This is a genomic window from Micromonospora sp. NPDC005173, from assembly GCF_040608515.1.
In the GTDB taxonomy this organism is placed as follows: Bacteria; Actinomycetota; Actinomycetes; order Mycobacteriales; family Micromonosporaceae; genus Micromonospora.
Genome location: NZ_JBEXIK010000012.1, coordinates 112,729 through 134,224, shown reverse-complemented (window position 1 = coordinate 134,224; position 21,496 = coordinate 112,729). Strand labels below are relative to the sequence as shown.

At 71.5% G+C, this 21,496-nt stretch carries 22 protein-coding genes, 1 tRNA gene and 1 other RNA gene; 7 read left to right on the top strand and 17 right to left on the bottom strand.

The window, feature by feature from the left end; genetic code table 11:
* Positions 1–35: 35 nt before the first annotated feature.
* A complete protein-coding gene (locus tag ABZV00_RS16500; RefSeq protein ID WP_355606653.1) occupies positions 36–542 on the bottom strand; it encodes a hemerythrin domain-containing protein in 507 nt (168 codons plus the stop codon).
* Positions 539–1,519, bottom strand: a complete 981-nt coding sequence (locus ABZV00_RS16495) for an aldo/keto reductase (protein ID WP_355606650.1) — start codon at positions 1,517–1,519, stop codon at positions 539–541. The genes ABZV00_RS16500 and ABZV00_RS16495 overlap by 4 nt, the downstream gene beginning before the upstream one ends.
* A 69-nt stretch (positions 1,520–1,588) precedes the next feature.
* On the opposite strand from ABZV00_RS16495, the gene mgrA reads away from it, so the two are divergent.
* On the top strand, positions 1,589–2,584 hold the full coding sequence (gene mgrA, locus ABZV00_RS16490) for an L-glyceraldehyde 3-phosphate reductase (protein WP_355606647.1): 996 nt from the start codon (positions 1,589–1,591) through the stop codon (positions 2,582–2,584).
* Positions 2,585–2,608: 24 nt separating this feature from the next.
* On the opposite strand, the gene ABZV00_RS16485 is transcribed toward mgrA, so the two are convergent.
* Both ABZV00_RS16485 and sigJ read right to left on the bottom strand, forming a co-directional pair.
* The gene (locus tag ABZV00_RS16485; protein ID WP_355606644.1) at positions 2,609–3,529 is read right to left on the bottom strand and encodes a lytic polysaccharide monooxygenase; all 921 of its coding nucleotides are present in this window, start codon (positions 3,527–3,529) and stop codon (positions 2,609–2,611) included.
* Positions 3,530–3,652: 123 nt separating this feature from the next.
* Positions 3,653–4,600: an RNA polymerase sigma factor SigJ gene (sigJ, locus tag ABZV00_RS16480; protein ID WP_355606641.1), complete on the bottom strand. Its 948-nt coding sequence runs from the start codon at positions 4,598–4,600 to the stop codon at positions 3,653–3,655.
* Positions 4,601–4,781: 181 nt separating this feature from the next.
* Between sigJ and ABZV00_RS16475 the strand changes: the two genes are divergently transcribed.
* Positions 4,782–5,879 (top strand): LUD domain-containing protein, encoded by a 1,098-nt coding sequence (locus ABZV00_RS16475; protein ID WP_355606638.1) that lies wholly within the window; start codon positions 4,782–4,784, stop codon positions 5,877–5,879.
* A gap of 110 nt (positions 5,880–5,989) precedes the next feature.
* Here the strand turns inward: ABZV00_RS16475 and ABZV00_RS16470 are convergent.
* Positions 5,990–6,062: transfer RNA gene (locus ABZV00_RS16470), tRNA-Ala, on the bottom strand.
* An 85-nt stretch (positions 6,063–6,147) separates the two neighbouring features.
* The gene (locus ABZV00_RS16465; protein ID WP_355606635.1) at positions 6,148–6,738 is read right to left on the bottom strand and encodes a YqgE/AlgH family protein; all 591 of its coding nucleotides are present in this window, start codon (positions 6,736–6,738) and stop codon (positions 6,148–6,150) included.
* A gap of 172 nt (positions 6,739–6,910) precedes the next feature.
* Here ABZV00_RS16465 and ABZV00_RS16460 point away from each other — a divergent pair, with 172 nt between their 5' ends.
* On the top strand, positions 6,911–7,711 hold the full coding sequence (locus tag ABZV00_RS16460) for an S-methyl-5'-thioadenosine phosphorylase (RefSeq protein ID WP_355606632.1): 801 nt from the start codon (positions 6,911–6,913) through the stop codon (positions 7,709–7,711).
* A gap of 143 nt (positions 7,712–7,854) precedes the next feature.
* Positions 7,855–9,450, top strand: coding sequence for a benzoylformate decarboxylase (gene mdlC / locus ABZV00_RS16455; RefSeq protein ID WP_355606629.1), 1,596 nt, complete (start codon positions 7,855–7,857; stop codon positions 9,448–9,450).
* 50 nt (positions 9,451–9,500) lie between these two features.
* On the opposite strand, the gene ABZV00_RS16450 is transcribed toward mdlC, so the two are convergent.
* The 10 genes from ABZV00_RS16450 to pruA form a co-directional block, all read right to left on the bottom strand.
* Positions 9,501–10,445 carry a hypothetical protein gene (locus ABZV00_RS16450; protein WP_355606626.1) on the bottom strand — a complete coding sequence of 315 codons (945 nt, stop codon included), beginning with the start codon at positions 10,443–10,445 and terminating at the stop codon, positions 9,501–9,503.
* A 53-nt stretch (positions 10,446–10,498) separates the two neighbouring features.
* Positions 10,499–11,002, bottom strand: coding sequence for a hypothetical protein (locus ABZV00_RS16445; RefSeq protein ID WP_355606623.1), 504 nt, complete (start codon positions 11,000–11,002; stop codon positions 10,499–10,501).
* A gap of 152 nt (positions 11,003–11,154) precedes the next feature.
* Complete coding sequence (locus ABZV00_RS16440; protein ID WP_355606620.1) at positions 11,155–11,835, bottom strand: hypothetical protein; 681 nt, start codon at positions 11,833–11,835, stop codon at positions 11,155–11,157.
* 122 nt (positions 11,836–11,957) lie between these two features.
* Positions 11,958–12,333: a transfer-messenger RNA gene (ssrA, locus tag ABZV00_RS16435) on the bottom strand.
* 104 nt (positions 12,334–12,437) lie between these two features.
* Entirely contained in the window at positions 12,438–12,917 is a 480-nt protein-coding gene (gene smpB, locus ABZV00_RS16430) for an SsrA-binding protein SmpB (RefSeq protein WP_328423795.1), read from the bottom strand.
* 151 nt (positions 12,918–13,068) lie between these two features.
* Positions 13,069–13,944: a permease-like cell division protein FtsX gene (gene ftsX, locus ABZV00_RS16425; protein WP_355606617.1), complete on the bottom strand. Its 876-nt coding sequence runs from the start codon at positions 13,942–13,944 to the stop codon at positions 13,069–13,071.
* A gap of 67 nt (positions 13,945–14,011) precedes the next feature.
* Positions 14,012–14,692 carry a cell division ATP-binding protein FtsE gene (gene ftsE / locus ABZV00_RS16420; RefSeq protein WP_328423791.1) on the bottom strand — a complete coding sequence of 227 codons (681 nt, stop codon included), beginning with the start codon at positions 14,690–14,692 and terminating at the stop codon, positions 14,012–14,014.
* Positions 14,693–14,809: 117 nt separating this feature from the next.
* The gene (gene prfB / locus ABZV00_RS16415) at positions 14,810–15,931 is read right to left on the bottom strand and encodes a peptide chain release factor 2 (protein WP_328423789.1); all 1,122 of its coding nucleotides are present in this window, start codon (positions 15,929–15,931) and stop codon (positions 14,810–14,812) included.
* A 64-nt stretch (positions 15,932–15,995) separates the two neighbouring features.
* Positions 15,996–16,511, bottom strand: coding sequence for a PadR family transcriptional regulator (locus ABZV00_RS16410; protein WP_328423787.1), 516 nt, complete (start codon positions 16,509–16,511; stop codon positions 15,996–15,998).
* 187 nt (positions 16,512–16,698) lie between these two features.
* Entirely contained in the window at positions 16,699–18,327 is a 1,629-nt protein-coding gene (gene pruA, locus ABZV00_RS16405; RefSeq protein ID WP_355606613.1) for an L-glutamate gamma-semialdehyde dehydrogenase, read from the bottom strand.
* A 339-nt stretch (positions 18,328–18,666) separates the two neighbouring features.
* Between pruA and ABZV00_RS16400 the strand changes: the two genes are divergently transcribed.
* A complete protein-coding gene (locus tag ABZV00_RS16400) occupies positions 18,667–19,746 on the top strand; it encodes a hypothetical protein (RefSeq protein ID WP_355606610.1) in 1,080 nt (359 codons plus the stop codon).
* A 13-nt stretch (positions 19,747–19,759) separates the two neighbouring features.
* Here ABZV00_RS16400 and ABZV00_RS16395 read toward each other — a convergent pair whose 3' ends face one another.
* The gene (locus ABZV00_RS16395) at positions 19,760–20,269 is read right to left on the bottom strand and encodes a hypothetical protein (protein ID WP_355606607.1); all 510 of its coding nucleotides are present in this window, start codon (positions 20,267–20,269) and stop codon (positions 19,760–19,762) included.
* 214 nt (positions 20,270–20,483) lie between these two features.
* Between ABZV00_RS16395 and ABZV00_RS16390 the strand changes: the two genes are divergently transcribed.
* The gene (locus ABZV00_RS16390) at positions 20,484–20,711 is read left to right on the top strand and encodes a helix-turn-helix domain-containing protein (protein WP_328423779.1); all 228 of its coding nucleotides are present in this window, start codon (positions 20,484–20,486) and stop codon (positions 20,709–20,711) included.
* Between the two features lie 102 nt (positions 20,712–20,813).
* Positions 20,814–21,404: an Rv3235 family protein gene (locus ABZV00_RS16385; protein WP_355606604.1), complete on the top strand. Its 591-nt coding sequence runs from the start codon at positions 20,814–20,816 to the stop codon at positions 21,402–21,404.
* Positions 21,405–21,496: the final 92 nt, after the last annotated feature.

Genomic DNA, 21,496 nt, shown 5'->3' with positions numbered 1-21,496 from the left:
TGCGACTCCCCCGTGCCGGGGAGATCGAGCCGCGCTCAGCGGTGGTCGGCCACGTACGACTGCGGGTCCTTGTCGCGGAACGGCAGGTTGCGCCCGTTCTTGTGCTCGCCATAGAAGGTCAGCCACCGCTGGCCCAGCTCGGCACGCAGCTCGGTGCCGGCGTGCCGGCGGAAGTCGGGCAGCGCCTCGTCCTCCTCCTCGGCCAGGTGCTCGCTGTTCTCCCGGCGGGCCGTGCCGACGGCCGCCCACCAGCGTTCCGAGCCGACCGGGTGCAGCTTGGACTCGGCGATGGCGTCCCGGATCTTGTTGTGGTCGCCGATCGCGTCGGCGGTCTCGTCCTCGCCGTCGTCGCCGTGCTTGACCAGGTGCGGGTAGAGGATCGCCTCCTCCGCCTCGGCGTGGATGTCCAGGTGCAGGGCGAGAGCATCCCAGATGGCCAGCAGCTCCTGCTCGTCGCGGGCGTCGTCCAAGCGGGCGAAGCCGCGCCGGAAGGCGGCGTGGTCGTCCAGGATCAGTGCGGTGATGTCGTCCACTGTGCTCACTTCTCCGTCGGGCTGGCGAACCGGGCGCGCAGCATTTGAGGCATCGCGGCGAGGCCGGTGACCGGGCGGAACCGTTTGGCGGCCTCGGCCAGCGCGGCGTACTCGTCATCGGCGAGATCGATGTCGGCGGCGGCCGCGTTGCGTTCCATCTGCTCCACGCCGGACGCGCCGGGGATGGCCAGCACGTTCGGGTGGCGCAGCAGGTAGGCCAGCGCGATCTGGCTCGGGGTGGCGTCGTGCGCGTCGGCGACCTGGCGCAGCGTGTCGATCAGGGTGGCGCCCCGCTCCAGGTTCTCCGGCAGGAAGTACGGGTTGGCCCGCCGGACCGCGCCGCTCGGCGGATTCTTCGCGTCGTACCGGCCGGAGAGGAAGCCCTGGGCCAGCGGGCTGTACGCGATGACGACCCGGCCGGCCTGCCGCGCGTACGGCAGCAGGTCCTGCTCGGGTGCCCGGTCCAGCATGCTGTAGCGGACCTGGTTGCTGAGCACGCGCCGGCCGAGCGCCGCCTCGGCGACCTGCCAGCGGCGCAGCCCGTAGTTGCTCACGCCGACCTCGTTGACCAGCCCGATGTCCTGCAAGGCCCGCATCCCGCGCATGGTGCTGTGGTCGGCGACCAGCGGGTGCGGCTGGTGCACCTGGTAGAGGTCGAGGGCGGTGACGCCGAGCCGGGCCGCCGAGGCGACGGCCCGCTGCTGTACGACGGCAGCCACCGGCAGCACCGGGAAGATCTTGGTGGCGACCACCACCTTGGGCCGGTCATCGCCGAGCGCCGCGCCGAGGATCCGCTCGCTGCGCCCGAAGCCGTAGATCTCCGCGCTGTCGAAGACGGTCACGCCCAACTCGACGGCCCGCCGGACGATCTGTGTCGCCTGCGCTTCGAAGGCCGGGCCGTAGCCCCACTCGCGGGACCCGAACTGCCAGGTGCCCAGCCCGATCTTGGACAGCGGTTTGGGAGTGTCGAGCGCGATGAAACGCATGGCGTCGAAGCTACCCCGATGTCCTGGTTCACACGCCTGATCCCGCGCAACCTGCCAGGGCTAGGCTCATTGATCGTGACTTACCTCGCCGCGGACGACCGCTACGACACCATGACCCACCGGCGCAGCGGACGCAGTGGCCTGCGGCTGCCCGCCGTCTCCCTCGGCCTGTGGCACAACTTCGGCCCGGACCGCCCGTTCGAACGGCAGCGCGACATCGTCCGGCGCGCCTTCGACCTGGGTGTCACCCACTTCGACCTGGCCAACAACTACGGCCCACCGCCCGGCGCGGCGGAGGAGAACTTCGGCCGGATGCTCGCCACCGACCTGAGGCCGTACCGGGACGAGCTGGTCATCTCCAGCAAGGCCGGCTACCTCATGTGGCCCGGCCCGTACGGCGAGTGGGGCTCGCGCAAGAACCTGATCTCCTCCCTGGACCAGTCGCTGAGCCGGATGGGGCTGGACTACGTCGACATCTTCTACTCGCACCGGTTCGACCCGGACACCCCGCTGGAGGAGACGATGGGCGCGCTGGACGCCATCGTCCGCTCCGGCAAGGCGCAGTACGTGGGCATCTCGAACTACAACTCCGAGCAGACCGCTCGCGCCGCCGCGATCCTGCGCGAGCTGGGCACGCCGCTGCTGATCAACCAGCCGTCGTACTCGATGCTCAACCGGTGGACCGAGGCCGACGGCCTGCTCGACACGCTGGAGGAGGTCGGCGCCGGCTGCATCGCGTACAGCCCGCTGGCCCAGGGCCTGCTGACCGACCGCTACCTGGGCGGCATCCCCGCCGACTCGCGGGTGCGCACCAGCGTCTTCCTCAACGAGAGCGACCTCAGCGAGGAGAAGATGACCACCATCCGAGGGCTCGGCGCGGTCGCCGAGGGCCGTGGCCAGTCGCTGGCCCAGCTCGCGCTGGCCTGGGCGCTGCGCGACCCGCGGATGACCAGCCTGATCATCGGGGCGAGCAGCGTCGAGCAGTTGGAGACGAACATCGCCGCGCTGGACAACCTCGACTTCACCGCCGAGGAGCTGGCTGAGATCGACCGGCACCTGGGCTGAGCGCCGCCGCGCCGGCGGGCCGGGTCACCAGATCCGGCGCCGCCCGGCCCGGTGGTTGCGCACCTCGCACTGCCGGCCGACCGGCGGGCCGCCGCTCCGCCGCCGCCGGCTCGCGCCGATCAGCAGCGCCAGGACCAGCACGATGGCGGCGCCGGCCAGCACCGGCCACCGGCCACCGAGGTCGGTCACCGACGCCACGGGCACGCCCGGATCGGCCGCCGCCACCACCGCCGGGTCGGTGGCGGCCGGCCGGCTCGCGGCGGTACGCGGTGCGCTCTTCGTCGCGGCGGCCGGCTTGGGCGTGCCCGTCGCCGTGCCGGCGCGCGCCGAGCGGAACACCACGTCGGAGCAGGAGTAGTAGGTGTCCGGGGTGTTGGAGTTCTGCCAGATCGTGTAGATCAGGTGCCGGCCGTCGCGACCCGCCGGCAGCCGGCCCGGCAGCTGGTACGCCCCGCCCCGCACCGGCGGGTCGGTCAGCGTCAGAAACGGTCGGGCTTCCAGATCCGCCCAGGTCAGTGGTGCCCGGGGGTCGTAGTCGGGCCGGGTGACGTAGAGCCGGAACGTGCCTCGGTGCTCGATGGTGGTCCGGTACCGGAAGGTGAACCGGGCACCGGCGGTCAGCTCGGTGGCCGGCCAGTCGGTCCGGGGCAGGTCCAGCCCCCGGTACGCGGAGAGCCCGCCGCTGCACAGCTCCCCGTCCGGGATCCGCTCCCGGTCCCGGCCGTTGATCGCGGCCACCCGGACGTTGTCCCACTCGCGGACCGCAGCACCCGCCTCGACGGCCGCCCGGCAGGCGCTGGTGGCCGCGTGCCGGCCCTCGGGTCCGCAGGCCGCCGCGCGGCTGATCGGGTCGGTCGGCGCGCCGTGCGCCGCGGCCGGCGCGGCGCTGACCGGCACGGTCGCCGCAGCGACCAGCACGGCGGCGAGCACTCGACGCACGGTCATGGCTTGACCTCCCGCGCAGTGGTACGGACGCGGGGCGGCAAAGGTTCGATGTCGGGGTGGCCGGGAATCGCGGCGACGGCCAGTGCGTGCCCACCATCGGCGGTGCCGACGGCCTCATCCTGGTCATCTTCCGTGCGGAGCGGGCAACCAGGGCCGGAGCTTCTCGGGGTTCAGTACGGCCCAGAGGCGCGTGATCCGGTCACCGACGAAGTCGAACGCGTACACCGCCACGGTGACGCCGTCCTGCAGGGCCACCAGACCGGGCTGGTCGTTGACCGTGCGCTCCAGGATCGTCACGTTGGTTGCCCTGCCGGCGAGGCCCACGAGGTAGCGCGCGATCTGCTCGCCTCCTTCGATCGGGCAGGGCGCGGCGTTGGCGAGGCCGCCACCGTCGCCGGTCGCCGTGGCGTGGGGGTCGAGGAGGCCGATGAGGGCATGGATGTCCTTGGCCTCCCATGCCCGCTTGAAGTCCCTGACGATGCCGCTCTGGCGGGCTGTCGGGGTTGCGGGAGCCTGCGTCGCGCGTACACGACGGCGGGCTGAGGAGGCCAGCTGCCGGCAGGCCGCCGGCGTACGGCCGACGATCTCGCCCACCTCGGCGAACGAGTAGCGGAAGACGTCGTGCAGGATGAACGCGACGCGCTCGGCCGGGGTCATCGATTCGAGCACGACGAGGAAGGCCATGTTGACCGACTCGTCGAGGGTGACCCGGTCAGCCGGGTCGACGGCGCTGCCGTCCGACCGCCCGCTGTTCCACTCCGTACGTTCGGGCAGCGGCTCCGGGATCCATTCGCCCACGTAGGTCTCCCGCCGGGCCCGTGCCGAGCCCAGCAGGTTGAGGCAGATGCGACTGGCGACCGTCGTCAGCCAGGCGCCGGGGGTTTCGACCGCCTCCTGCTGCTGTTGCGGCATGGCGTACCAGCGCGCGTAGGTCTCCTGGACGACATCCTCGGCGTCGGCCAGGGAGCCGAGGAGTCGGTACGCGAGGTTGATCAGTTGGCGTCGCTCGCTCATGATCGCGCTCAGGCCCGGATCGGGTCGGGCGTGCCCTGGTTCGGATCGGGTGGCCATGGTGTCGCCGACTCCCTCGGTCGCAGCTGCCCTTACCAGTTCGACAAGACAGCGCACCGAATTGTGAGGTTGGCGTCGCCTCACAATCCGAGGGGCTGCGTTGTCGTACTCCTGAGACGAACACACCATCCAGCGGGCGTCATACGCCGGGCTCGATGTGACAGGGAGGCAAGAGGAGCCGATGAGTGACTTTCAGGCCATCGCGGATCGCGTCGAGATCGAGGCGCTGCGCGGCGAGTTCACCGACGCGGCGATGATGCGCGACCGCACCCGCCTCGCGTCGCTGTTCACGCCGGACGGCGCGCTGCGGATGCCCAACATCCCCGCCGAACTGGTCGGCCGGGAGGAGATCCGCGCCGGGGGCGAGCGGCTGCAGGCCCAGTGGGACTTCTTCGTGCAGACCACGCACTCGGGCACGATCCAACTCGACGGCGACACCGCGACGGGCCGTGCCTACATCCAGGAGCTCGCGCGCACCCTCGACGGTCGCCAGGGACTGAACTACGCCATCTACCACGACCGATACCAGCGCACCCAGTACGGCTGGCGGTTCACCGAGCGGGTCTACGAGGTCAGGTACCTCGACAGCACTCCACTGGCGGGCTCGGCACCCGAAGCCACCGTCACCGCGTCCAGCCCAGGAGGCACCACGACCACCCCGATTCCAGCAACGATGTTCGCCGACCCGGCACCCGCGCAGATCCTGGAACGGGCTGCCGCAGCGCTGACGGCCCATGGTTTCACCGTCGAGATCCTCGACGACGCCGCCGCCGCCCGCACGCGCATCGAGGATCTGATCCCCGAGGGCGCCAGCGTCTTCACCGCGGCCAGCGAGACCCTCCGCCTGTCCGGCATCGACGAGGCCATCAACACCAGCGGGCGGTATCAGGCCGTCAAGCCACACGTACTGGCCATGGACCGCGTCACCGGCGCCGACGACATCCGGCGGCTGCTCGCCAGCCCCGACGTCGTGGTGGGAAGCGTCGCCGCGCTCACCGAAACCGGCTCCCTCGTGGTCGCCTCGGCCAGCGGAAGCCAACTACCCGCCTACGCCGGCGGCGCCGCCCGCGCGATCTGGATCGTCGGGGCGCAGAAGGTGGTGCCCGACCTGGACACCGCGCTGCGCCGCCTCGAAGACCACGCCCTCCCGCTGGAGAGCGCCCGCGCCCAGGTGGCCTACGGGCAGCCCAGCGCCGTCAACCGCCTTCTCGTCCTCAACGCAGAACCCCATCCCGGGCGCGGCACCGTCCTGCTGCTCCGCGAAGCCATCGGATTCTGAAAACGGACCCGCATCGCAGCTCGGCACGGAGCGGTACGAACCACCTGTCGACGAAAAGCCAATCGGCACCAGTCAATTGACTGGTGCCGATTGGCTTGCACAACCAAGGGTGGAGCCGAGGGGACTCGAACCCCTGACCCCCACACTGCCAGTGTGGTGCGCTACCAGCTGCGCCACGGCCCCTTGTTGTTTCCCGGTCGCCCGGGCACTGGGAAACTATACACATCCCGCCCGGCATGGTCATCTCGCGGGGTCCCACCGACCCGGGTCAGTTGAGCGCCACATCCGGTGGGAAGTGGGCGACGGCGGACATCATCCCGCCCTGCCGGCGCAGCACCATCGGCCACAGGTCGTCCGGCCGGTCGACGAAGGCGTCACCGGGCAGCGCGTCCAGCAGGAACCAGGAACCGTCGGCGATCTCCTGCTCCAGCTGCCCGGTCCCCCAGCCGGAGTAGCCGGCGAAGACCCGGATGCCGCCGATGCTCTCCCGCAGCCGCTCCGGGTCGATCGAGAGGTCGATCGTTCCGACCGCCCCGGAGACCTGGTGGAAGCCCTTGAGCCGCCGCAGCGGTTGCCGCATCCGGGCCAGGCAGATGGCCGAGTCGGGCTGCACCGGGCCGCCCTCGAAGAGCACCGCCGGGTGGCGGGCCAGGTCACTCCAGTCGCCGAGCACCTCGGCGACCGGCACCTCGGTGGCCCGGTTCAGCACCACGCCGAGCGCGCCGCCCGGCTCGTGGGCGACCAGCAGCACCACCGTGCGGTCGAAGTTCGGGTCCTTGAGCGCCGGAGTCGCGACCAGCAGCCGCCCGGTCATCGACTCCATCGCCCGTCCGCCGATCGCCTGGCCCTCTCCCTGCATCCCACACACCCGTCAACCGTGAACCCGCGCCGGGGATCCGTCACTCACCGGACCCGCACGGTGCACCGGGATCAGCCGCGCTGTCAACGCCATGCCTGGCACCATAGCCTGCACTCCGGGTGCTGGCTAAGGTCTGACCGGCGGGTGATCGGACAGTTAAGACGGAGGGTCGATGGCACCGAAGGCGGACCTCGCGGTGATCGGCGGGTCGGGCCTGTACGCCCTCCTCGACGGCACCACCCATGAGCTGGAAACTCCGTACGGCCCGCCGTCGGACGTGGTGACCATCGCCGAGGTGGCCGGGCGGCGGGTCGCGTTCCTGCCTCGACACGGCCGCGACCACCGGTACCCGCCGCACCTGATCCCGTACCGGGCCAACCTCTGGGCGCTGCGCTCCCTCGGCGTACGCCAGGTGCTCGCCCCGTGTGCGGTCGGTGGGCTCCGCCCGGAGCTGGGCCCCGGCACGTTCGTGGTGCCCGACCAGTTGATCGACCGGACCAGCGGGCGGGCGCAGACCTACTACGACCAGGGCGCGGTGCACGTGCCGTTCGCCGACCCGTACTGCCCGAGCGGCCGGCGGGCGTTGCTCACCGCCGCCGCCGGCCGGGACGTCACCGCCGTGGACGGCGGGACGGTGGTGGTCGTGGAGGGCCCACGGTTCTCCACCCGGGCCGAGTCCCGCTGGTTCACCTCGATCGGCGGCATGGTGGTCAACATGACGAGCCACCCGGAGGCGGTGCTCGCCCGGGAGCTGGCCCTCTGCTACTCGTCGATCGCGTTGATCACCGACCTGGACGCCGGGTTGCAGGCCGGCGAGTCGGTGACCCAGGACGAGGTGTTCCGGGTCTTCGCGGCGAACACCGACCGGCTGCGGGGCGTGCTGCTGGACGCGCTGGCCGCGCTACCCACCGCGCGGGACTGCGCCTGCGGCCGAGCACTGGACGGCATCACCCTGCCCTTCCCGCTGCCCTGAACCGGTGCGGGCGCAGCCCGCCGCGGTGGGTCGGGTCACCGACGCCTGGAAAACGCCCGAAACGTCCGTGACATCCCGATAGATTCGGCTGATCGGGAGGGCGACCGCGGTCGTCCCTGCGCGCGACACGGAAGCAGGTGGCGATGGCAACGGTCCGGGACGCGACGTACGACGTACTCCGCGCCCTCGGCATGACCACCGTCTTCGGCAACCCCGGCTCCACCGAGGAGCCCTTCCTGCGGGACTTCCCGGCCGACTTCCACTACGTTCACGCGCTGCACGAGGCGACGGCGGTCGCAATGGCCGACGGGTACGCCCAGGCCACCGGCGCGCCCGCGCACGTCAACCTGCACACCGCCCCGGGCACCGGCAACGGCATGGGCAACCTCGTCACCGCCTGGCACAACAAGACCCCGCTGATCGTCACCGCCGGCCAGCAGACCCGGGAGATGCTGCTGCTCGAACCCCGGCTGACCAGCCGCCGAGCCGCCGAGCTTCCCCAGCCTTACGTCAAGTGGGGCTACGAGCCGGTCCGCGCCCAGGACATCCCCGCGGCGCTGCTGCGGGCGTACGCGACCGCGGTGCAGCCCCCGGCCGGGCCGGTCTTCCTCTCCCTGCCGATGGACGACTGGGCCCAGCCGGCCGACCCGCCGCCCGCGCCGCGCTCGGTGGCCACCCGGTTCGCGCCGGACCCGCAGCGGTTGGACGAGTTCGTCCGGGTGCTGGCCGGCAGCCACAACCCGGCGCTGGTGTTCGGGCCGGGAGTGGACCGGGCCGGGAGTTGGACGGCCGCCGTGGCGTTGGCCGAGCGGCTGGCGGCGCCGGTCTGGTCCGCCCCCGCCCCGGAGCGGAGCGTGTTCCCGGAGGACCACCCGCACTTCCGTGGGGTGTTGCCGTTCGCGATCGGGCCGCTGGCCGAGGCGCTGAGCGGGCACGACACCGTGCTGGTGATCGGTGCCCCGGTGTTCCGCTACTACCCGCACGTGCCGGGCGACCATCTACCCGCCGGCACCCGCCTGCTGCACGTCACCGACGACCCGGACGAGGCCGCCCGCGCTCCGGTCGGGGACAGCCTGCTCGGCGATCCCGGGCTCACCCTGGCGGCGCTGGTCGACATGGTGCCGCCGGCCGACCGACCACCACCGGCACCCCGGGACTCGATGGCGCCGCCGGAGGTCACCGCGCCGCTGAGCGCCGACGCCCTGTTCGCCGCGCTGGCCGCGCACTGGCCGGCGGACGGGGTGCTGATCCAGGAGTCACCGTCCAATCTGTCCGCACTGCGCCGCCGGGTACGCATCAACCGCCCGGCGTCATACTTCACGATGGCCAGCGGCGGCCTCGGCTACGGCCTGCCGGCCGCGATCGGCGTGGCCCTGGCCGAGCGGGACACCGGACGCGGCCGGCCGGTGGTGGCGGTGGTCGGTGACGGCTCGTTCCACTACTCGGTGCAGGCGCTGTGGACGGCCGCTCGGCTGTCGCTGCCGGTGGTGGTGATCGTCCCGATCAACCAGCAGTACGCGATCCTCAAGGCGTTCGCCGAGTTGAAGGAGACGCCCGGGGTGCCCGGCCTGGAGCTGCCGGGGCTGGACATCACCGCGATCGCGGCCGGCTACGGCTGCGCCACCGAGGTGGTGGAGACCCCCGACCAGCTCGGCGCGGCGCTCGCCGCCGGGCTGCGCGCCGACCGTCCCACCGTGCTGCCGGTACCGATCGGCACCGAGGTGCCCAGCATCCTCTGACCGCGCACCGCCACCAGCACCAGCGGCCCGTCCGAGACGGTCGTGCGCGGTCAGCGCGGGGCGATCGACAGCGGCGCGCCGGTGAAGACGTCCAGCACCGGCCGGGCACCCAGCGGCGCGGCCAGGGTGACGGTGACCGGCTCCAGCTTGAGCAGGTCAATGCACTCACCGGTGGACCGGGTGACCCCGCCGCCGACCACCACCACGTCCGGTCGTTCCTGTACCAGCGGGGCGATCCCGGTGTCGCAGGCGCCGACACCCAGCCGGACAGTCAGCCGCGCACCGTCGACCGCCGTCAGGTCCTGGGCTGCCACCAACCCGTCCGGCAGCGGCCGTACCGGCGCGGTGGGCTCGGGGACCGGGGTGACCGCCGTCGGCGCGACGGCGAGCCGGGCCACCGGGATGGCCAGCTCCTTGATGGTGAACAGCCAGGCCGGGACCTGCGCCTCGCCCCGGCTGGTGCGTACCGGCACGGTGCCGAGCGTGACCCCGGTGACGGTCAGCGGAAGGCACGCGGTCTCTGGGCCACTGCTGACCCAGCCGTCCGGTCCGGGTTCGACGGTGGGGCCGGGGGTCGGTAGTCCGGGCCGCTTCGGCCGTCCCGGACAGGGCAGCGGATCGCCCTGGTCGAGCTGCCGGTACGCCTCGGCCGCGCTGACCAACGGCAGGGTCAGCCGTCCGTCCGGGAAGCGGATCTCCCCACCGACCCGGGTGGGCGGGATCGGGACCTGCGCGCGGTACCAGCCGGCCCGGAAGGCGGCCTCGGTGTCCGGCGTGAAGCCCGGGTCGCCGTTGAGGATGGTCGGTCCCTGCAACGGGACGTACCCGGTGCGCCAGTCGGCACCGGGCCGCCACGCCTCGGCGACCTCGGTGGCTCGCTGCTCGAACGCCTCCGAACGGTGTTCCGGGGCGGTGGGCGCGTCGGCGTCGGTCGGAGCGCAGCCCGCCGCGAGCACCAGCAGGGGCAGAGTGAGCAGCAGGACCGATCGACGCATGCTGGTACGACGCACCCGCCGACGCTCCGGTTCCCCGACCACCGGCAGCCGGCTCAGGTCTCGCCGCCCAGATCCATCTGGTACGCCTGCCAGAGCAGGTCGGCGCCGCGCCGTCGATGCCGCGCCAGCGTCCGCACGAGGTGCCCAGCCCGGCCGCGCACCTCGTCGGGGCAGGTCTGGGGCTGCTCGGCGGCCCGCTGCACGGACAGGATCGCCGCGACGATCTCGGCGTGCTCCCGGGTCAGCAGCCGGACCCCGTGGTCCAGCCGGGGTGAGTGGGCGAGCAGTTCCCAGTAGAGGCCGGTCGGACCCTCGGTCACCCGGACGTGCTCGGCGAAGCCCTGCCCGACCGGGCGCAACCGGACCAGCACGCGCTCGCGCCAACTGGGCTCGGTCGCCGCGACGGCGACGGCCCGGGCAAGCGCGTGCAGGTCACCAGCGAGCCCGGCCGGGCGCGGGTCACCGGGCAGCCCGGTGGGGTGCGGACCGGCGGGGAGACCGGCCGAATGCGGATACGCGGCGGCACGTGACGGCTGCTGGACCGGACCGGTGGCCATGGGCACCTCCCGCGCCGCGTTGCTACCGCATACCGCGATGGTGAACCCGCTCGTCCGCCCTGTCCAGAGCCCTCGCACGCCTCATCTGCCCCACCCGCAGCAGCAGTCCCACAGACACCACAGGCACACCTTTTCGCGAGGCGGGCAGCCGGTCAACCCGCCGACGGGTGCTCCGCCAGGCGGCGCAGGTGGCTGGCGGCGGCGTGCGCGTCGCCGTCGCGCCCGTCCACGGGACGCCCGGTGCTGATCGCGTCCGCCAGCGCCCGCAACTCGGACGGGGGCAGGGTGTCCAGCCCCATGCCCCGCAATGGGATGGTGACCCGCCGCCCGCTCTCGCCATCGGTGGCGACGACGGCCGGCACCCGGTGCCCGCGCGCCCGCACGTCGTCCCCCGCCTCCCGGTACGGCAGGGTCGCGGCGTCGATCCGGGCGGTGGCGAGGTCGACGGTCCGGCTGGCGAACGCCCCGCGCACCCGGACCCGGCTGCCATCCAGCCAGGCGGCCGTGCGGAGCACCCGCAGCACCAGGTAGACACCGAGCAGGGCGAACGGCAGGCCGCACAGCCCGACGAGCGGGCCGGGGCCGGTCTGGTCCCCGCCACTGCCGGCATCCTGCAGCCCGGGCGGCAGCAGCCCCGGGGGCAGGTCGCGAGCCTCCTCGTAGGTGGCGAGCCCGTCGCCCGGGCCGGTCAGCCGGCGCAGCAGCCCGTCGGCGACCAGGGGCAGCACCACGAACGCCGCGCCGACGGCGGCAACGAAGACGCCGACCACCACCGAGACGGTGCGCTGAGCGGGTGACGCGCCGACCGACAGGCGCAGCTCCTCGTTCGTCACAGCCGGCAGCGTAGGCGAGCCACGCCGCAGCCGGCGTCATGGCTCCCGGGAGTGCCGGAGCCGAGTGGGCCCGGATACGACGATGCGCCCCGGCCGGGGGGCCGGGGCGCATCGCTTCGAGGTGGTGGAGGTGCCGGGAATCGAACCCGGGTCCTTCGCCGGTTTGTCAGGGCTTCTCCGAGCGCAGCTCGCTGTGCCTCTACTCGGCCCCACCGCTCACGCGAGCAAGTTGGTGTGACGGGCCCAGTCGCTGATTAATCTCGCCGCACGGACCCCGCGACCGGGTCCGATTGGCCAGCCTTCTAGCTGATGCCGGCTACTGGGACGAAGGCGTTCCCAGGCCGACAGACTTAGCTACTCGCCTCAGGCGGCGAGAGCGAAGTCAGCGCGATTGTTCTTGGCGCTTATAAGTTTCCGACGACCGATTCTCGAGACGACGTCGGCTTCCTCGGCTCGCTTCCCCTGTCGCTGCGTACGAAGTCGAAACCAGTCACCCCCTCGACAGGCCGCCGATGTGGCGGCACTGACAAGACTAACGCCTGCCGCAACGGGTTTCATCCCGAGCCCCGGGCCGACGCGCCGACCCGGACAAACAGGATTATTCAGTCGTCCATGCCCTTGCCGCGCCGACCGGAGACCCGGGCGATCTCCCGGTCCGCGTCCCGCTTGGCGAGGTCCTGACGCTTGTCGTACGACTTCTTGCCCTTGGCCAGGGCGATCTCCACCTTGGCCCAGCCGTCGGAGAAGTAGACCTGCAACGGGACGATGGTCAGACCGCCCTCACGGGTCTTGCCGAGCAGCCGGTCGATCTCGCCCCGATTGAGCAGCAGCTTGCGCGTACGCCGGGGCTCGTGGTTGGTCCAGGTGCCCTGGGTGTACTCCGGGATGTGCATCGAGTGCAGGTACAGCTCGCCGTTGCGCTCCTGGGCGAACGCGTCCACCAGCGACGCGCGCCCGGCCCGCAGCGACTTGACCTCGGTGCCGGTGAGCGCCATGCCCGCCTCGTACGTGTCGAGGATCGAGTAGTCGTGGCGCGCCTTCTTGTTGGAGGCGACGACCTTGCGCCCCTTTTCCCGTGGCATCGGTGCCACCCCCTCTCCCGGAAGGTCCATGGCCGGGATCACCCCGGCCGGACAACCGATCATGCTACCTGAATGACAAGGACCCTCCCGCGCTGTTTATTTCCGGCAGCGGGAGGGCCCTCGGGCGATGACGGGACGACCCGTACGGCGCCTAGACCCGCAGGTAGAAGCGGAGGGTGATCCAGGCGGTGCCGGCGCTGACCAGGCCACCGACGCCGGCCATCAGCGGGAAGATGAACAGGATGTCACCCCAGCTGATCGGCGAGAGCAGGCCCTGCAACGCGCTGAGTGACCCGTCGAAGAGCAGATACTTCGCCGCGACGAGGGCAACCAGGCCGAGCAGCGAGCCAATCAGGCCAGCCACCACCGCCTCCAGCACGAACGGCGCCTGGATGAACCAGTTGGAAGCGCCGACAAGTTTCATGACCGCCACCTCACGCCGCTTGCTGTAGGCGGCCACCTGGATGGTGTTCGCGACCAGCAGCAGGGCGGCGACGGCCATCACGATGGCGGCGGCCAGCGCGATGTTCTGGATCGAGGTGAGGATGTTGAAGATCTTGTCCAGTAGTCGGCTCTGGTCGACGATCTCGTCGACGCCCTCGGTTTCCTTGTACTGGTCGTAGATGTTCTTGTACTGCTCCGGGTTGTTCAGCTTCAGCCGGAACGACTCGGGCAGCTGGTCCGGCTTGACCGCGTTCACCAGGTCCGGCGCGTCCTGGTACATCTCCTTGAAGCGCTTGTACGCCTCGTCCTTGTTGACATAGAGGACCTCCTTCACCAGGGGGTCGCCGTCCAGCTTGGCGTTCAGGTCGGTGCGCTGCTGCTCGGTCACCTCCTGGCTCAAGAAGATCGAAACCTCGATGTTCTTGTAGTAGAGGTCCTTCATGTCGTCGACCTGGCGGTACATGAGACCGCTGGCGCCGAGCATGGTCAGCGAGACCGCCATCGTGATGATCATCGCGATGGACATGGTCACGTTGCGCCACAGTCCGACCAATACCTCGGACAGGACGTATTTCACGCGCATCGGGGTTTCCTCCGGGTCTCCGGCATCAGGTGTTCGTCGTCAGGCTGCGCAGGGGTGGAGCGCCGGCTCACCCGTAGACGCCGCGGGCCTGGTCACGCACGATGCGACCGCTCTCGATCTCGACGACGCGGCGGCGCATCTGGTTCACGATGTTGGAGTCGTGGGTGACCATCACGACGGTCGTGCCGGTGCGGTTGATCCGGTCCAGCAGACGCATGATCTCGATCGAGGTGTCCGGGTCCAGGTTTCCGGTCGGCTCGTCCGCCAGCAGGATCAGCGGACGGTTCACGAACGCCCGGGCGACGGCGACGCGCTGCTGCTCACCACCCGAGAGCTCGTGCGGGTAGCGGTGCTCCTTGCCGCCGAGCCCGACCAGCTCCAGCACCTCGGGCACGACCCGGCGGGCAACCGCCTTGGTCTTGCCGATCACCTCAAGGGCGAACGCCACGTTCTCGTAGGCGGTGCGGTTCGGAAGCAGCCGGAAGTCCTGGAAAACGCAACCGATCGAGCGCCGGAAGTGGGGTCGCTTCCAGGAGCGCATCGAGGTGACGTCCTTGCTGTTGACGATGACCCGCCCCTTGTTGGGGGCGACCTCGTGCAGCAGCATCTTGATGATTGTGGACTTGCCGGAGCCGGATGGACCGATGAAGAAGACGAACTCGCCCTTCTCGATCGAGACGGACACGTTGTCGAGCGAAGGCCGGGACGCCTTCGGGTACGTCTTCGTCACTTGCTCAAGCTGAATCACGGGTGGTGAGTCTACGCGGTGTAACGACAGTGCCAAGCCCCACGCCCCGTAGATACGCCGCGCGTCCTCGAAAAGGGGCCTACCAGGAGATCGACGACGCGCTCCGCCTGCGTGTCGTCACGCACCGTCGCCGGCGAGTTGGCGCTGCTTGCGCCAGCGGATGCCGGCTTCGATGAAACTGTCCAACTCGCCGTCGAAGACCGAGCTCGGATTGCCGGTCTCCTGCTCGGTTCGGAGATCCTTCACCATCTGATAAGGGTGCAGGACGTAGGACCGCATCTGGTCCCCCCACGAGCCGGCGGCGTTCTCCTTGAGCCCCTCCAGCTTGGCCTGCTCCTCCTGGCGCTTGCGCTCCAACAGCCGGGCCTGGAGAACCCGCATCGCGGAGGCCTTGTTCTGCAGCTGGGACTTCTCGTTCTGGCAGGTCACCACGATGCCGGTCGGAATGTGGGTGAGCCGCACCGCCGAGTCGGTGGTGTTGACGCTCTGCCCGCCCGGCCCGGAGGAGCGGTAGACGTCGACCCGCATCTCGTTCTCGGGGATGTCGATGTGGTCGGTCTGCTCGGTGACCGGCAGGACCTCGACGCCGGCGAAGCTGGTCTGCCGGCGGCCCTGGTTGTCGAACGGGCTGATCCGGACCAGCCGGTGGGTGCCCGACTCGACACTGAGCGTGCCGTACGCGTAGGGCACCTTGACCGCGAAGGTGGCCGACTTCAGGCCCGCCTCCTCGGCGTACGAGGTCTCGTAGACCTCGGTCGGGTAGCCGTGCCGCTCCGCCCAGCGCAGGTACATCCGCAGGAGCATCTCGGCGAAGTCCGCCGCGTCCACGCCACCGGCGCCGGCCCGGATGGCGACCAGCGCCTCCCGGGAGTCGTACTCGCCGGAGAGCAGGGTGCGGACCTCCATCTCCTGGATGGCCTTGGTCAGCCCGGTGATCTCCGCTTCGACCTCGGTGAGCACGCCCGGGTCGGATTCGGCCTCGGCCAGCTCCAGCAGCACCTGGGCATCGTCGAGCTGCGAACGCAGGCTGCCCAGCTTGCTGATCTCGCCGTTGACGTACGACAGCTGCGAGGTCACCTGCTGAGCCTTGGCCTGGTCGTCCCACAGGTCGGGGGCGGACGCCTCCTGCTCAAGCCGGGCCTTGTCCTCGTGCAGACGGTCAAGGTTGAGGACGGCCTCGATGTTTCGCAGGGTCGCGTCGAGTTCCTTGAGCTGTTCGGCGTAATCGGCAGCGGTCACGACAGACAAGCGTACTGTGCCGCGAGCGAAGCAGCTCGTTCCCTATGGGCGAACCCGCCGGAGGTCACCCGACGGGGGCGGACTTCAGCCACGACAGGGCCGCCCGGTGGTAGGCGACGGCGAACTCCAGCGCGCTGGCGTCGTACGTCTCCCCGTCCCGTTTGGCGTTTTTCACCTGTTCCCGGACCTGCGCCAGGGCCTCGGTGTGGTACTCGTTGGCGGAGGCGTACAGCCCCTTCAGCTGGCTCGCGGAGTGCAGCTCGCCGAACGCCATCCGGAGCGCTATCGGGTTGCGGATGGTGTCCCGCCCCGGGTTCTCCGTCAGCCAGCGGGAAAATGTCCGTTTCCCGGCGGCGGTTAGCGAGTACGGCTGGCTCATCCGCGGCCCCGGCTTGCCGAGCCGCACGAACCCCCGCTCGGCCAGCACCGGCAACTCGCGGTAGACCTGGCTGCGGGTCATCGACCAGTACGGCGCCAGCCGGCGCTCAGCGGCGGCCATCAACTGACCGCCTGTCATCGGGCCCTCATGGAGCAGGCCGAGAAGGGCCGCCGCCGTAGGGTTGACTCCGGAATCCGCCATGCCCACTACGCTGCCACTTTGCGCTCGCGGCGTCCAGGATTTGACGGTTTGCCACCCGACAGGACTTCCTATGTGCACTGTCGGCGACAGACTGTCCGTTGAGGACCATCGATGGGTACGGCGATGGGGTGAACCCCGGCCGGGCCACCGCCGGCAGCGCACGCGCGCCGCCGGCGGTCGGCGCCGGTCAGCCCATGTGCGGGTACGTGTGGTCGGTCGGCGGCACGAAGGTCTCCTTGATCGTCCGCGGCGACACCCAGCGGACCAGGTTGAGCCAGGAACCCGCCTTGTCGTTGGTGCCACTGGCCCGGGCGCCGCCGAAGGGCTGCTGCCCGACCACCGCGCCGGTCGGCTTGTCGTTGATGTAGAAGTTGCCGGCCGCGTACCGCATCCGCTCGCCGACCGCGTCGATCACCCGGCGGTCGGTGGCGAACACCGACCCGGTCAGCGCGTAGGGCGCGATCGACTCGGCCTGCGCGACCACCTCGTCGAAGCGGGCGTCGTCGAACACGTGCACGCCCAGGATCGGCCCGAAGTACTCGGTGGTGAAGGTCTCGTGGGCGGCGTCGCTGCACTCGAAGAGCGTCGGCCGGACGAAGTACCCGACCGAGTCGTCGGCGGTGCCGCCGGCCAGCACCCGGCAGGTGTCGTCGCCGGCGATCAGCTCCAGCGCGGCGGTGTGCCGGGCGAACGCCTTGTCGTCGATCACCGCGCCGCCGAAGTTGCTGAAGTCGGCCACGTCGCCGTAGGTCAGCGAGTCGGTGGTGGCGGCCAGCCGGTCCCGCAGCCCACCCTCCCAGAGCGAGCGCGGCACGTACGCCCGGGAGGCCGCCGAGCATTTCTGGCCCTGGTACTCGTAGGCGCCACGGATCAGCGCGGTGTGCAGGGCGTCCACGTCGGCGCTGGTGTGCGCGACCACGAAGTCCTTGCCACCGGTCTCGCCGACCAGCCGCGGGTAGCCCCGATAGCGGGCGATGTTGTCGCCGACGGTCCGCCAGAGCTGCTGGAAGACCTTGGTCGAGCCGGTGAAGTGGATGCCGGCCAGGTCCGGGTCGGCGAGCACGACGTCGGAGACCTCCTCGCCCCGGCCGGTCACCATGTTGATCACGCCGGGCGGCAGGCCGGCGGCCTCGAACAGCCGCATCGTGAAGTGCGCGGCGAACTGCTGCGTCGGGCCCGGCTTCCAGATCACCGTGTTGCCCAGCAGGGCCGGCGCCGAGGGCAGGTTGCCGGCGATGGCGGTGAAGTTGAACGGGGTCACCGCGTAGACGAAGCCCTCCAGCGGGCGGTGGTCGAAGCGGTTCCAGACGCCGGGCGAGGAGCTCGGCTGCTCCTCTAGCAGGCGCCGGGCGAAGTGCACGTTGAACCGGAGGAAGTCGATGAACTCGCAGGCCGCGTCGATCTCCGCCTGGATCGCGGTCTTCGACTGGCCGAGCATGGTGGCGCCGTTGAGGGTGTCCCGCCATGGACCGGCGAGCAGTTCGGCGGCGCGCAGGAAGATCGCGGCGCGCTCCTCGAACGGCAACGCCCGCCACATCGGAGCGGCATCCTTGGCCGCCTTGATCGCGGCACGGGCGTCGTCGTGGGTGGCGTGCGCGGTCACGCCCAGCACGTGCGCGTGCTGGTGCGGCTGCACCACGTTGATCGAATCACCGGCGGCCATCCGCTGCTCGCCGCCGATGGTCATCGGCAGGTCAATGCGCTCGGCGGCGAGCTCGGTCAGCCGCCGCTGGAGCCGCTCCCGGTCGGGGCTGCCCGGCTCGTAGTTGCGAACCGGCTCGTTGCGCGGCTCGGGTACGGAGAACACGGCGTCCATCAAGGCTCCTGGCGATCTCGACAGCAGTGGCGAAACCGGACCCGCGGGCACCGACCGGACGGCCGGACACCGGACGCCGCGCGGAAGGGCCGAGCAGCGGCGGGACCTCCCGCGATTGTTCCATGCGGGGGTGCCCGCCTCACCTGCACCACCACCCTCCCATCAAGGACCGCCCCACCCCTCCTCCCCTTACCGATGCGTCGCGGGCGGACGCCGGGCACCCGTCCCGGGGGAGCCGGGCCGGGCCGTACCGGTCGCGGCCAGTCCCGGGCGGCGGGGGCGCCCAGCGGACCCGCGTACCCTGAATGCTCGGTGACCTGCCGCCTCGAAGGGGAGACGATGACCAAGCAGCCCGGCCGCGTCCCGGCCGCGGAGTCGGACGAGCCGGCGGTCGACACGGCCACCCCCAGCGGCCGGCCGGTGCCCGCGCCCGGTGCCGCGGTGCTCGCGCTGCTGGCGCTGGGCTGGTTGGCCGCCATGCTCTGGTCGACCAGGGAGGCGATCATCTCGTCGGCGGCGGGGGTCACCGCGATCAGCCTCTCCGCGTTCGCTCTGCCCGGCGTGATCTCAGCCGCGCTGGTGGCGGGGGCGGCCGTCGCCCTGGCCTGCGGCAACGTGCTGTCCCGCCGGTACGGCGACTGGGTCACCCTGCGCTTCGTCGGGGCGATCGGGGCGGGAATGCTGGTCGGGCTGGCCGCCGCGCTGGCGATCAACCTCACCTACTTCGACACGTCGACCACCAACGTGATCGCCGGCACCACCGCGGCCGCGGCGATCATCGGTGGCGCGATCGCCGGTGCGCGGACGGCCCCGGCGGTCGGTGCGGTGGTCACCGCCGCGCTGGGCACGCTGGTCTTCGTGGTCGCGTTCAGCCCCGCCCGGGACCCGCTGTTCGACCTCTTCGGCGCGGGCGACAGCCAGGAGTCGCTGGTCGACGCGGCGAAGTGGGTGTCGCGCACCGAGTCGCTCCTCGCCGGGCTGCTGGCCGGGCTCCTCGCCTTCGGCTACCTGACCTGGGCGCGCCGACGGGCCGTCCGCCGCGATCCCGAGACGTCGGCGCTGCGCTGGCCGGCCTACCTGCTCGCCGGCGCCGGGCCGGGGCTGCTCCTGCTGCTCGCCGAGGTGATCATCCGGATCGGTGGCCGGTCACTGCTCGACCTGGCCAGCGCGTTGAGCGAGGCGGACGCGGTGGCGCAGACCTCGCTGGGCACCTCGCGGGTGGACAACGGCATCTGGGTGCTCTTCGTGGGGGCGTTGACCGCGCTCATCGCGTTCGGCCGCACGCTCAGCCCAGCCCACTCCGACGACGACGAACCCGTCGCGGCGAGCGCCCCGGACCGGGCCGACCCGTTCGACTCGGATCCAGCCGACGCGGACCCTGTCGACGCGGACCAGGCCGAGGCCGACCCAGCCCGCTGACCGGGCGGCCGGCTCAGCCGGCAGCGCGCAGCAGCAGGTCCAGCTCGGTCACGTCGTACCACTCCAACTCGTGGTCCTCGGCGCCGTCGACCGTGAACTGGGCGTCGGGGTCGCCAGCGGCGGCCTCGGCCACCACGTCGGCCGCGGCGGCGACCTCCTCGACAGCGTCGGCGCCGTCCACGTGGATCGCCGCGACGGCGCCCACCGGCACGGCGTCGGCCAACGTCACCATGCTGGAACCCAGCTCACCATCACCCCGGCCGACCGCAGCCGGAGGCAGGTCGACCGAGACGACGACCCGACGGCGGGGCGCGGCCGAATCGGCCCGGAGCAGGTGCAGCGCGTCCTGGGCGGCGCGGGTGAACGCCACGTACTCCAACTCCTCCTCATCGCCCTCCGCGTACCACTCGCGCAGCGCCGGGGTCACCGCGTGCCCGCTGTCGGCGGTCAGCCCCTGTTCCCGCAGCCGGGCCAGCATCGGTACGGTCGCCGGCACATACACCCGGACAAGCTCGTCGGTCACCGGTCGTCTCCCCGCTCAGTCCTCCACCGGCGGCAGCCGGCACGGGCGCAGATCATGCCGCACGCCGTGACCGTCATACACCTCGCCTCCGGCCGGTGGAAGTTCCCCGCCGGTGTGTCTCGCCATGGTCGGTCCGCCGCCGGGCCCCGAGTGCTGGGCCGCCCGGGCTGTCAATGGCAAACTAAGGCAAACGACATCAACCCCGGGAGTTTCTGTGGAGCCGAGGTTCCTGCTGCTCTCCGACGTCGCCGCCGAGCTGAACGTGTCGGACTCGCAGGTCTACCACATGGTGCGCAGCGGGGAACTGCCGGCGATCAAGATCGGTGGACGAGGCCAGTGGCGGGTCGAGCGTGCCCGGCTGGAGGAGTACATCGAGCGCAAGTACACCGAGACCGCCGACTGGGTCCAGGACAACCCGCTCGTCGAGCGCGACCCGGAGTAGCCTCCTGCCTCCACTGCGCCATTGACCGCAGCCGCTCCATCGCTCGGAATCGAACCTGTCGGAGGCAAACGAAGGCAAACGCAAGATTAAAAGGGGGCTACGATGAGCGAGCCGCGATCCGGTCCGTCCCGACCACCCGTGCGGCTGCGCCCCGTCCCGCCCATCGACCCGCCGTACGCGGACGAGGCCGACGGGGCGTACTGGACGGCGCCGACCCACGGCCAACTCGCCCTCGACCTGTTCGCCTCGACCCGTCCGGACCCGGTTCGGCCGCCGGACCGTCGCGCCGCCCTCCGCCGGGTGCCCACCCGGCCCACCACCCACCCGGGCGCACCCCTGCCACCGGCGACCGCCCCCGAGGCGACCCGGGCCGCGCACCGTTTCGTCGGCACCTGCCTGGAGGTGGTCAACGGCTACCGGTCACCGGCTCAGGTGCCGCCCCTGCTCGACCCGGGCCGGGCCGGTGAGCTGCTGACCGAGCTGGCCCGGGCGTCCGGGCGAGCCGGTTCGCCCCGCCGCCGCGCCGCGCGGCCGGTGGTCCGACTGCTCCGGCTGCGGCTCGGCGAGCCCCGCGAGTCCGCGGTGGAGGCGGCCGCCGTGGTCACCGGCGGCGGCGGTCGGAGCTGGGCGATGGCGCTCCGCTTGGAGCACCGACGAGGCCGCTGGCTCTGCACCGCCCTGCACATCCTCTGAGCGCGACCACCGCCCCGCCGGGACCGCCCGACCAGGGCCGCCCCGCCGGGGTCGCCCGACCAGGGCCGGGGAAGGGGCCCGGCGGCCGGTTG